Here is a 12,121-nt window from a genome sequence, read left to right as displayed (position 1 = left end):
ATCAGTCTTATTGTAGCACAATCGGCGTTCCTTTGCAAAACATGGTGGCCATGTTCGTTTTACATGGTCGAATCCGCCAAAAATGCCGCCAAAATTTTGACAAATCCTCCAAAATGCGCTATCATAGACAGGAACTTGTGAAGAGGGGGAACCATTCCGTGTCCATCAGTCGAAAACTGTCCCGCAATGGGCAGATGTCCGAAGCGTTCTGCACCGCCATGTTCCTATCGGTCTCCGGCGGCCTGCAGGACGTTTATACCTATTTATATCGCGGCAAGGTGTTTGCCAATGCACAGACCGGCAACATCGTGCTGTGCAGCGTGAAGCTGGTCGAGGGCGACTGGAGTGCGGTGCTGCACTATCTGGTGCCGCTGTGCTTCTTTGCGCTGGGCGTGTTCACGGCGGAACTGCTGCGCCAGAAATTCCAGCAGATGCAGCGGCTCCACTGGCGGCAGCTGGTGGTGCTGTGTGAGATCGTGATGCTGTTCGTGGTCGGCTTCTTCCCGCAGGAGTGGAATCTGGTGGCCAACGCGCTGGTCTCGTTTGCCTGCGCGATGCAGGTGCAGGCCTTCCGCAAGGTGAACGGCTACGCCTTTGCCAGCACCATGTGCATCGGCAACCTGCGCAGCGGCATGGATTCGCTGTGCAGCTGGCTCGTGGCAGGCAACCGCGCCGCCCGGAGCAAGGCCTTCCACTATTTCGCCATCATCCTCCTGTTCGCGCTGGGCGCAGGCCTGGGCAGCGTGGCGCTGGGGTTCTGCGGCGCAAAGGCGATCTGGTTTTCCTGCCTGCTGCTGGCCGTGAGCTTCTGCCTGATGTTCCTCAAGGAAGACATCGAGGAGCTGGAAGAGGACATCGAAAAGCGCGAAGCCCGGCACTGAACCGGCCCGGCAAAAAGATCACGGAACACATTCCCGCACCGCAGCCCGTTCCCATCGGGCAGGCGGTGCGGGAATTTTTGCAGCAAAACGCGGTTTGACAGGGATTTTTTCATTGCGCTGCCGGGCTTGATATGGTATACTGATTTCATGTGTTAAAAACGCCCCGGCGGCCGGAACGGTGTTGGCTGCCGCTGCGGGTTTTCTTCGAGGAATAGGAGCAACGAATGAAAAAAGGATTTGACAACGACAAATACCTGCAGATGCAGTCCGAGCACATCCGCGAGCGGATCGCACAGTTCGACAACAAGCTGTATCTGGAATTCGGCGGCAAGCTGTTCGATGACTACCATGCCTCCCGTGTGCTGCCCGGTTTCCAGCCGGACTCCAAGCTGCAGATGCTGCTGCAGCTGAAGGATCAGGCCGAGATCGTCATCGTCATCAGCGCCGAAGACATCGTGAGCAGCAAGGTGCGCGGCGACTACGGCATCACCTACGACCTGGACGTGCTGCGCCTCATCGACGCCTTCCAGGAGCGGGGGCTGTTCGTGGGCAGCGTCTGCGTGACCATGTACACGGCCGCACCCGAAGTGGAAGCCTTTGAAAAGCGGCTGAACAGTCTGGGCATCCGGACCTTCCGTCATTATAAGATCCCCGGCTACCCCAACGACGTGGCCCGCATCGTGAGCGACGAGGGCTATGGCCGCAACGAGTACATCGAGACCGAGCGCCCGCTGGTGGTCATCACGGCCCCCGGCCCCGGCAGCGGCAAGATGGCCACCTGCCTGTCCCAGCTGTACCACGAGTACAAGCGGGGCGTCAAGGCCGGTTATGCCAAGTTTGAGACCTTCCCCATCTGGAACATCCCGCTCAAGCACCCGGTGAACCTGGCCTACGAGGCCGCTACCGCCGACCTGAACGATGTGAACATGATCGACCCGTTCCATCTGGAAGCCTACGGCAAGACTGCCGTCAACTACAACCGCGACATTGAGATTTTCCCGGTGGTCAACGCGATGTTCGAGCTGATCGCAGGCCAGAGCCCCTACCACTCCCCCACCGACATGGGCGTGAACATGGCGGGCAACTGCATCGTGGACGATGCCGCCTGCTGCGAGGCCTCCTGCAACGAGATCGTCCGCCGGTACTTCAAGTCTCTGTGTGCGCTCAAGAACGGCGCACAGGTCCAGAGCGAGGTCTACAAGCTGGAACTTCTGATGAACCAGGCAGGCCTTACGCTGGGCAGCCGCCCCGTAGAGCAGGCCGCTCACGCCGTCTCGGAGAAGACCGGCGGGGCACCGGCCGCCGCCATCGAGCTGCCGGACGGCACCGTCATCACCGGCAAGACCGGCCCGCTGCTGGGTGCAGCTTCTTCGGCGCTGCTCAACGCGCTGAAGAAGCTGGCCGGCATCGACCAGGAAATGGACCTCGTCTCTGCGGCCGCCATCGAGCCGATCCAGACCCTCAAGACCAATTATCTGGGCAGCAAGAACCCCCGCCTGCACACCGATGAGATCCTCATCGCGCTGTCAAGCTCCGCTGCCACCAACCCCACCGCTGCGATGGCCCTGCACCAGCTCTCCAAGCTGAAGGGCTGCGACATGCACTCCACGGTCATCCTGTCCAGCGTGGACGACGACACCGTGAAGAAGCTGGGCATCTACCTGACCTGCGAACCCGCCTACGAGGAAGAGGGCCGCAAGTACCACAAGAAATAAGCGCAACAAAAAAGAGAACCGCCGCGGCGGTTCTCTTTTTTGCATTCACAGGCGGGTCTGCACCCAGTATTCGCCCATGCTCTGGCCGGGCTGGTCGGTGACGTCATCGTTCAGGTAGTCCGCCAGACCGCAGGACGCCGGGTCCCACCCGCGCGCCTGTTCGACCGAATCGTACTCCACCTCGGCGTACCAGAACTCGGTGGGCTGGCCTTCGTCCACATGGTTCACTTCCAGCACCCGCCCGTCCGGCAGCAGATAGCTGCGGCGGATCTTCGGAATGAGCGGCCTGCCGATGATCTTCGTTTCTAAATCGTCAAACAACGCTTTATCGATGGGGCGTTCGATCTCCTCCCGCGCCAGTCCGCCGCCGGATTTGAAGCAGAGGATATAGTCGGTGCTGCCGCCCGTCCGGGCCTCCTCCCGGATGCGGACCGTTGGACGGACGCTGATATACCCCTGCCGCATCGCAAATTCCTCCTGCAGCGGCATCTCCGGGAAACCCGCTCCCTCCGGCCAGCCGTTCACCATCCATTTGCGTTCGATCTCCATTGCTTTGCCCTCATTTCTGTTGGATTTTGTATTTATTCTAACACGGTTTTATGATATTATAAAGAGGATCTGAATCAAAAAATACAGTGCTGGAAGCGGGCCGCATCGTCGGGAGCATTTTCCTCGTGCGGCGGAGAGCGCACCTCTGCAATACAGCCGCCCCGCTCAGCCTGTCGTATCTCAAACACAAGGAGTTTCTATGAAATCGACCCGCAACTATCCCATCTACAAAGTCAACAAACACGCTGAGGGGCTGCTGGTGGGCGGCCACCCGTGGGTATACGAGAACGACATCCTCGAAGCACCGGAGACCACGCCGGAGAACGGCACGCTGGCCGATGTGGTAAGCCCCAAGGGGGCCTACCTCGGCACCGGCTTTCTCTCCCTCCAGAGCAAGATCCGGGTGCGGCTCATCTCCCGCAACGCCAACGATACCTTTGACGCTGACTTCTGGCGCCGCCGGGTGGAGTATGCCTGGAACTACCGCAAGACCGTTCTGGAACCGGACGACCTCTCAGCCTGCCGGGTCATCTTCGGCGAGGCCGACCAGTTCCCCGGCCTGACGGTGGACCGGTTCCAGAATATCCTCGTCACCCAGACCCTCAGCGTCGGCATGGAAAAGCTCAAGCCCCTCCTCTTCCCCCTTCTGGCAGAAGTGCTGCGGGCCGACGGCCAGACCATCGACGGCATCTACGAGCGGAACGATGAGGCTCTGCGCGCCAAGGAAGGGCTGGCGCAGAACAAGGGCTGGTTCGAGCTGCCCGGCGAGACCCACCCCGCTTCCACCCAGACCGAGATCTGCGAAAACGGCGTTTTTTACCACGTTGATTTCGAGAACGGCCAGAAGACCGGCTTCTTCCTCGACCAGAAATACAACCGCCGCGCCGTGGCCCGCATTGCCGCCGGGCACACGGTGCTGGACTGCTTCACCCACACCGGCAGCTTTGCGCTGAACGCGGCCAGGGGCGGGGCCGCCCGCGTCACCGCTGCCGACATCAGCGCCGATGCCATCGCCATGGCCCAGCGGAACGCCGAACGCAACGGCCTCGACAACATGGACTTTCTCTGCGAGGACACCTTCGCGCTGCTGCCCCGGCTGGAAAAGGAGGGCCACCCCTACGACTTCATCATTCTCGACCCGCCCGCCTTCACCAAGGCACGCCGCACCGTCGAGAACGCCATGCGCGGCTACAAGGAGATCAACTACCGCGCCATGAAGCTGCTGCCCCGCGGCGGCTATCTGGCCACGGCCAGCTGCTCGCACTTTGCCACCGAGGAGCTGTTCATCAAGATGCTCAAGGCGGCGGCAAAAGACGCCCACCGTCAGCTGCGGCAGATCGAAGTCCGCCAGCAGGCCCCCGACCACCCCATCCTCTGGGGCGTCCCGGAGACGAACTACCTGAAGTTTTTCCTGTTCCAGGTCATCTAAAAGTCATACCAAGCGCGCAAATCTCCAAAAAAACGAGAGCGTGTTTGTGCAGAATCGTCAGTTTTGTCTATTGCCTTTTTTTGCCCTGTAAGCTATAATCATGCCATAGACAGCAACGGCGCTGTGGGTCACCTCCTGACTCGCAGCGTCGTTTTGTTTAAGCAAGCTTTCGCGTGAAAACGCATCGGCGTGGATGGGTTTTTGCGATGTGTGGAAAGAAACAAGATCAAGTAAGGAGTAGGATTTATGGCAGCAAATGTTATGGAAATCTACGGCAGCAAGGTCTTCAACGAACATGTGATGAAGGAGCGCCTGCCGAGCGCGACTTACAAGAGCCTGGAACGCACCCTGCATAAGGGTGCTCCGCTGGACATCGAGGTGGCCAACGTCGTGGCCAGCGTGATGAAGCGCTGGGCCATGGAGCTGGGCGCTACCCACTACACCCACTGGTTCCAGCCGCTGACCGGCATCACCAGCGAGAAGCACGATGGCTTCGTCTCCCCCGTGGGCGACGGCACCGCCATCATGGAGTTCTCCGGCAAGGAGCTGGTGCGCGGCGAACCCGATGCTTCCTCCTTCCCCTCCGGCGGCCTGCGCGCTACCTGTGAGGCCCGCGGCTACACCGCATGGGACCCCACCAGCTACGCCTTCGTCAAGGATGATGTGCTCTGCATCCCCACTGCCTTCGTCAGCTACACCGGCGAGGCGCTGGATAAAAAGACTCCTCTGCTGCGTTCCATGAACGCGCTGTCCAATCAGGCCATCCGTATCCTGAAGCTGTTCGGCAAGGATGTGGACTATGTGTCCACTACGGTCGGCCCGGAGCAGGAGTACTTCCTCGTCAAGAAGGAAGACTACGAGGCACGTCAGGACCTGATTCTGACCGGCCGCACCCTGTTCGGTGCTCCCTCTGCCAAGGGTCAGGAGCTCGAAGAGCATTACTTCGGCGTCATCCGCCCCGAAGTCTCCGCCTTCATGAAGGAACTGGACGAAGAGCTGTGGAAGCTGGGCGTCCCCGCCAAGACCAAGCACAACGAAGTGGCTCCCTGCCAGCATGAGCTGGCCCCCATCTTCGACACCACCAACGTTGCCATCGACCACAACCTGCTGACCATGGAGCTGATGAAGAAGATCGCCCCCAAGTACGGTCTGGTCTGCCTGCAGCACGAGAAGCCTTTTGAGGGCGTGAACGGCAGCGGCAAGCACAACAACTGGTCCATGAGCACCACCCACGAGAACCTGCTGGACCCCGGCGACACCCCCATGGAGAACCTGCAGTTCCTGGTCTTCCTGGCCGCTGTCATCAAGGCAGTCGATGAGTACGCAGACCTGCTGCGCACCTCCGTCGCCACCCCCGGCAACGATCACCGTCTGGGCGCCAACGAGGCACCTCCGGCCATCATCTCCATCTTTGTGGGCGAGGAGCTGGAAGCCGTCATCGACGCCATCGCATCCGATTCTCCCTACGCCGGCCCCACCAAGATGAAGATGGATCTGGGCGTGGATGTCCTGCCCAAGTTCAGCAAGGATACCACCGACCGCAACCGCACTTCTCCCTTCGCCTTCACCGGCAACAAGTTCGAGTTCCGTATGCCCGGCTCTGCTGAGAACCTGAGCGACTGCAACACCATCCTGAACACCGCCGTTGCCAAGGAGCTGAAGGGCTACGCCGACGAGCTGGAGGGTGCTGAGGACTTCACCTCTGCTGCCATCGCTCTGGTCAAGCGGACCATCCGCGACCACCGCCGCGTCATCTTCAACGGCAATGGCTACACCGCCGAGTGGGAAGAAGAAGCTGCCCGCCGCGGCCTGCCCAACAAGAAGAACACCCCGGCTGCTCTGCCCGCCCTCGTTGACCCGAAGAACATCCAGCTGATGGAGGACTTCGGCGTCCTGACCAAGGTGGAGATGGAGAGCCGTTACGAAGTCGAGATGGAGCACTACGCCAAGATCATCAACATCGAGGCGCTGACCATGCTCGAAATGGCCCGCAAGCAGCTGCTGCCTGCCGTCAACTCCTACATGAGCGAGGTCGCCAACACCGCTGCCACCAAGCTGGCCGTCAGCGAGGCGCTCAGCGTCCGCAGCGAGACCAAGACCCTGACCAAGCTGAGCACCGATGCCGACGCTATGAGCGACGCCATCGACGTGCTGCAGGATGTGGTGGACGCTGCCGAGGCTCTGACCAGCGAGAGCGAGAAGGCTGTGGCCTTCCACGACAACGTGATCCCGGCAATGGACGCTCTGCGTGCCGCAGCTGACGATGCCGAGACCATCTGCGGCGAGGACTACTGGCCTCTGCCCAGCTACAGCAAGATGCTCTACTACGTCTGATCTTCCAGCGCATTTCATAAAGCATCTTAGGCTGTCGAACTTCATTCGCCATTCTCCTTTTCCTATTTCTTACACCAGCCTAAAGACCTGCTCTTTTGCGAGGGCAGGCCTTTAGGCGTTTTTCTTGAGAGGAGATCATCCTTATGAGCTATACGACCCAACAGGATATCCTGGATTTTGTGGAGGACAACAACGTCAAATTCGTGCGGTTCGCCTTCTGCGACATCTTCGGCACACAGAAGAACATCGCCGTGCTGGCCGGGGACCTGCCCAAGGCGCTGGAGGACGGCGTCTGCTTCGACGGCAGCTCCATTGCCGGGTTCATGAAGGTGGAAGAGAGCGACCTGGTGCTCCGGCCCGACCTCTCCACCGTGACCATCCTGCCCTGGCGCCCCACCGAGGGCCGGGTGATGCAGTTCTTCTGCGACGTGGAACGGCCGGACGGCGACCCCTTTGGCGGCAACTGCCGGGGGTTCCTGCGCCAGATGAGCCGCCGCTTCCGCAAGCTGGGGCTGACCTGCAACGTGGGGGCCGAGTGCGAGTTCTATCTGTTCGAGAACGATGACCATGGCCGCCCCACCCGCGTCCCCATCGACTTCGGCGGTTACTTCGACGTGGCCCCGCTGGACGCAGGCGAGAACCTGCGCCGCGACATCTGCCTGACCATGGAGCAGATGGGCATGAGCCCCCAGCACAGCCACCACGAGAGCGGCAACGGCCAGAACGAGATCGACTGCCACTATGCAGGCCCGCTCAAGACCGCCGACAACGTGATGATGTTCAAGCAGATCGTGCGGGCCGTGGCCATGCGCAGCGGCATCCATGCCAGCTTCCTTCCCAAACCTCTGGCCGACCAGGCCGGCAGCGGGCTGCACATCAACCTTTCGCTCTACATGGACGGGCGGAACCTGTTTGAGGGCGACATCGCGCCCGACAGCATCGCGGGCAGCTTTATGGCGGGTGTTCTGGCACACAGCCGCGCGCTGACCGTCTTCACCAATCCCCTGCCCAACAGCTACCTCCGCTTCGGCAGCGACGAGGCCCCCAAATACGTGAGCTGGAGCCGCCAGAACCGCAGCCAGCTCGTGCGCATCCCGCAGGTGCAGGGCGACAACTGCCGCATGGAACTGCGCAGCCCGGACCCCGCCTGCAACCCGTATCTGGCCATCGGCCTCATCCTGGCCGCCGGTCTGGACGGCATCGAGCGCCGGTTGGAGCTGCAGGCCCCCATCAACAAGAATCTGTTCGACCCCGCCGTGGCCGCTGGCCTTGGGCTGGAAAAACTGCCTTCCACGCTGGAAGAAGCCGTGCAGGCCGCGCAGGAGAGTGACTTCCTGCGCGCCGTGCTGCCGGAGGAGCTCTCTCACCGCTACTACGAGGAGGAACTGAAGCGCTGCGCTGCCCTGAAGAATGCCGCCGACCCGGCAGAGTACGAGCGCATCCACTACTTCAACGCCATCTGAGCGGTAAGCTACCGGAAAAGGAAAGGAGCGATTCCGAATGGGACGTGCTCTGATCGTCAGCGCCGGAGCCAGCTCGAACGAGTATATCTCGGCACGGCTGGCGGAGCTGGGATACCCCCGGCCTCTGATCGTGCCAAGCGGAGCCGAGGCCCGGCGCAGGATGTTAGAATCGGATTTTGAGCTCATCGTGGTCAACGCGCCGCTGCCCGATGAGTTTGGCCATGAGCTGTGCGCTGCCGCCGTGGAAAAGACCGACGCGGGCGTGGTGCTTCTGGCCAAGGCCGCAGCGGCCGAACAGCTGCTGGGTTCCATGAGCGACGAGGGCGTGCTGCTTTTGAGCAAGCCGTTCTCGAACACGCTGTTTTTGCAGGCCATCCACATGGCAGCAGCCAGCAACCATCGCCTGCTGCGCCTGCGGCAGGAAAACGCCAGGATGCAGGAAAAGATCGCGCAGGTGCGTCTGGTCAGCCGCGCCAAATGCTGCCTCATCGAGCGGGAAGGCATGACCGAGGCCGATGCCCACCGCCTGATTGAAAAGCGGGCCATGGACACCCGGCGCGACCGTGCCGAGATCGCACAAGAAATCCTTGATTCTTACGAGGATTAGGATTATAATTTTATGTCAGAAAACGAGCTCCCCACAGTCTGCTTCGCAGACAGCCCCCCTCTGGGAGGGCGGCGGCATCGCCTGCGCGGTGCCGAAGGGAGCTTCTGGGAAAAGTATCAGAATCAAACGAGATAGAGGAGGACCATTTTTATGGCAAAATTCATCTTCGTCACCGGCGGCGTCGTCTCCGGTCTGGGCAAAGGCATCACGGCCGCTTCGCTGGGCCGTCTGCTCAAGTGCCGCGGCCTGAAGGTCGCCAGCCAGAAGCTCGACCCCTATGTGAACGTGGACCCCGGCACCATGAGCCCGCTGCAGCACGGCGAGGTCTTTGTGACCGACGACGGCACCGAGACGGACCTCGACCTGGGCCACTACGAGCGCTTCATCGACGAGAACCTGAACAAATACTCCAACCTGACCACCGGCAAGGTCTACTGGAACGTGCTGAACAAGGAGCGCCAGGGCGCATACCTGGGCCAGACCGTCCAGATCATCCCCCACATCACCAACGAGATCAAGAGCTACATCTACAACCTGGCCTCCTCCACCGAGGCCGATGTGGTCATCACCGAGATCGGCGGCACCACCGGCGACATCGAGAGCCAGCCCTTCCTGGAGGCCATCCGTCAGGTGGGCCTGGAGCAGGGCCGCGACAACTGCTGCTACATCCACGTCGTGCTGGTGCCCTACATCTCCGGCTCGGACGAGTACAAATCGAAGCCTGCACAGCACTCCGTCAAGGAGCTGCAGGGCATGGGCATCAACCCCGACATCATCATCCTGCGTGCCGACGGCAGCGTGGGCGGCGACATCCGCCGCAAGATCAGCACCTTCTGCAACGTGCAGCCGGAGTGCGTCATCGAGAACCTGACCATGCCCAGCCTCTACCAGTGCCCGCTGATGCTCCACACCAACGGTCTGGACGATGTGGTGGTCAAAAAGCTGAAGCTGGACGTCCCCCCTGCCGACCTGACCGAGTGGAAGCAGGTGGTCTCCCGCATCGCCACCCGCAGCAAGACCTGCACCATCGCGCTGGTGGGCAAGTATGTCAAGCTGCACGACGCCTACCTCTCCGTCATGGAGAGCCTCTACCACGCCGGTTTTGAGAACGACAGCCAGGTGGAGATCCGCTGGGTCGAGAGCGAAGATCTGACCGACCAGGCCGCCTGCAAGGAAGCCTTTACCGATGTGGACGGCATCATCGTGCCCGGCGGCTTCGGCGACCGCGGCATCGAGGGAATGATCCAGGCCGCACAGTACGCCCGCGAGAACCATGTGCCCTACTTCGGCATCTGCCTGGGTATGCAGATCATGGTCATGGAGTTTGCCCGCAATGTGCTGGGCTACGCCGATGCGAACTCCAGCGAGTTCACCCCGGACGGCCAGCACAATGTCATCGCGCTGATGGCCGACCAGCAGGGCAACATCCCCAAGGGCGGCACCATGCGCCTGGGCAAATACCCCTGCACCGTCAAGCCCGGCACCAAGATGGCTGAGTGCTACGGCGAACCGGAGATCTGGGAGCGCCACCGCCACCGCTACGAGTTCAACAACGACTTCCGCAGCGAGATGGAGGAAAAGGGTCTGGTCATTTCCGGCACCAGCCCCGACGGCCGTCTGGTCGAGACCGTGGAGCTGCCGGGCCGCGCCTTCCATCTGGGTGCCCAGTTCCACCCGGAGTTCAAGAGCCGCCCCAACCGCGCGCATCCCCTGTTCAAGGGCTTCATCGCAGCAGCTCTCCAGTTCCGTGCCGCCGCGCAGCGCAGCATGTTGAATGTGTGATACCCTCTCCGTCTGCTGCGCAGACAGCTCCCCCAAAGGGGGAGCCACTGGCGAGCCGGTTTTGACTGTGCTGAAATGAACAAAGCCCCATAAAACCATAAACAAAAGTGCTCCGCTGTTTCGATTCACAGCATCATTCCCATTGCTCTTTGTCAGAGCATGGTACAGATGCCGCTGGTCTTGACAGCGGAGCACTTTCGTTTACGATATCAAAATGCCTTCATCATTCAGCAGGAGTTGCCCGACCTGCCAAAGGCTCCCCCTTTGGGGGAGCTGGCATCGCTGCGCGATGCCTGAGAGGGTCACTTCTTTGCAGCAGCCTTCTTGCGGGCGGCGCGGCTGGTCTTCCGGGCAGCAGGCTTCTTGACCGGAGTCTTGACCGCTGCGGGGGCAGCCTTTTCTGCGGGCTTTGCCTCCATCTTAGCCGGTTCGGCCTTGGGTTCCTCAACAGCAGGAGCTGCCTCTGCGGGCTTCTCTTCCGTCTTGACTGGCTCTGCCTTGACTTCTTCCGCCTTGGGGGCCTCGACCGCAGGAGCGGCTTCTACGGGCTTCTCCTCTGCCTTGACTTCGACCTTCTCCTCAACGGGAGCGGCGGCGGGCTCGTCCTTCTTGGCAGCACGCTTTGCGCTGGCGCGGTCCTTCACCTCGGAGATGGTCCAGAGCTGATCTTCCCCGGCGGTCTCCTGCCAGATCTGCAGCTGTGCGCCATCGGAGACGCCCATGCCCACGGTGTCGATGCACTTGCCGCTGGCCCAGGAAGAGCGCAGGCGGACGGTGCCGGCGGGGGTAGGCTCCACGGTCCACATCTGGGACGTACCGCCCACATCCTCCCACAGATGCAGCCAGGTGCCGTTGGCGGTGCCAGTCATCATCAGGTCGAGAAGCTTGCCGGAAGCGCGGTTGCGGATGCGGTAGACACCGTCCCCTACGCGGATGAACGCCCACTCCTGTTCGGGCTTGTGGTCGTATTTGCCCAGACGAACGGTCTCCTCGTTCTTCGTGGAAGCAGCCGCCTCGATGACGCTGCCGGTGCGGGCAGCGATGGTGTAAAAACGATCTGCTTCGATCACAGTCTGTGCAACAGTTTTCATGATAATTCCCTCCAAATGTTTTTCTCACAAACAAATCGATCTTTTTGTCTTGTTAAATTATACCACTTGTCGTAATTTTTTACAAGGATTTCGACATTCCTTTAGCACTTTGACCAAAAAGCGTCCGCTTTTCATCTGCTTTTGCAAACTTCGACTGAACTTTCGGCCGTAACCAAATTGTAACCATGCCCAAATGTTCCAATGCAATGGATTGTCCGGGTGTTTCGTATTATAATCAAATGGGAAAGCCCATCCGCATTTCGTCCCTGT

At 60.7% G+C, this 12,121-nt stretch carries 9 protein-coding genes; 7 read left to right on the top strand and 2 right to left on the bottom strand.

What is annotated here, in order from left to right:
* Window positions 1–194: 194 nt before the first annotated feature.
* Together DWY95_RS06310 and DWY95_RS06305 are read left to right on the top strand one after the other, a co-directional pair.
* Complete coding sequence (locus DWY95_RS06310) at window positions 195–881, top strand: YoaK family protein (protein ID WP_118553052.1); 687 nt, start codon at window positions 195–197, stop codon at window positions 879–881.
* Window positions 882–1,105: 224 nt separating this feature from the next.
* The gene (locus tag DWY95_RS06305; RefSeq protein WP_118552818.1) at window positions 1,106–2,596 is read left to right on the top strand and encodes a DUF1846 domain-containing protein; all 1,491 of its coding nucleotides are present in this window, start codon (window positions 1,106–1,108) and stop codon (window positions 2,594–2,596) included.
* Between the two features lie 45 nt (window positions 2,597–2,641).
* Here the strand turns inward: DWY95_RS06305 and DWY95_RS06300 are convergent, their stop codons facing one another.
* The gene (locus tag DWY95_RS06300) at window positions 2,642–3,145 is read right to left on the bottom strand and encodes a CYTH domain-containing protein (protein WP_118552817.1); all 504 of its coding nucleotides are present in this window, start codon (window positions 3,143–3,145) and stop codon (window positions 2,642–2,644) included.
* Between the two features lie 199 nt (window positions 3,146–3,344).
* On the opposite strand from DWY95_RS06300, the gene DWY95_RS06295 reads away from it, so the two are divergent.
* The 5 genes from DWY95_RS06295 (at window position 3,345) to DWY95_RS06275 (ending at window position 10,760) form a co-directional block, all read left to right on the top strand.
* A complete protein-coding gene (locus tag DWY95_RS06295) occupies window positions 3,345–4,574 on the top strand; it encodes a class I SAM-dependent rRNA methyltransferase (RefSeq protein WP_097792386.1) in 1,230 nt (409 codons plus the stop codon).
* Between the two features lie 246 nt (window positions 4,575–4,820).
* Window positions 4,821–6,908, top strand: coding sequence for a glutamine synthetase III (locus tag DWY95_RS06290; protein WP_118552816.1), 2,088 nt, complete (start codon window positions 4,821–4,823; stop codon window positions 6,906–6,908).
* A gap of 143 nt (window positions 6,909–7,051) precedes the next feature.
* Window positions 7,052–8,371, top strand: a complete 1,320-nt coding sequence (locus tag DWY95_RS06285) for a glutamine synthetase family protein (protein ID WP_118552815.1) — start codon at window positions 7,052–7,054, stop codon at window positions 8,369–8,371.
* A gap of 37 nt (window positions 8,372–8,408) precedes the next feature.
* Window positions 8,409–8,978 (top strand): ANTAR domain-containing protein, encoded by a 570-nt coding sequence (locus tag DWY95_RS06280; RefSeq protein WP_118552814.1) that lies wholly within the window; start codon window positions 8,409–8,411, stop codon window positions 8,976–8,978.
* A gap of 150 nt (window positions 8,979–9,128) precedes the next feature.
* Complete coding sequence (locus DWY95_RS06275; protein WP_118552813.1) at window positions 9,129–10,760, top strand: CTP synthase; 1,632 nt, start codon at window positions 9,129–9,131, stop codon at window positions 10,758–10,760.
* Between the two features lie 302 nt (window positions 10,761–11,062).
* On the opposite strand, the gene DWY95_RS06270 is transcribed toward DWY95_RS06275, so the two are convergent.
* Window positions 11,063–11,851 (bottom strand): RICIN domain-containing protein, encoded by a 789-nt coding sequence (locus DWY95_RS06270; protein WP_118552812.1) that lies wholly within the window; start codon window positions 11,849–11,851, stop codon window positions 11,063–11,065.
* Window positions 11,852–12,121 lie beyond the last annotated feature (270 nt).

It is taken from the genome of Faecalibacterium sp. AF28-13AC, assembly GCF_003478405.1.
In the GTDB taxonomy this organism is placed as follows: domain Bacteria; phylum Bacillota; class Clostridia; order Oscillospirales; family Ruminococcaceae; genus Faecalibacterium; species Faecalibacterium prausnitzii_E.
Note: the sequence above shows the minus strand (reverse complement) of the source record. Positions and strands in the feature narration are given on the sequence as shown.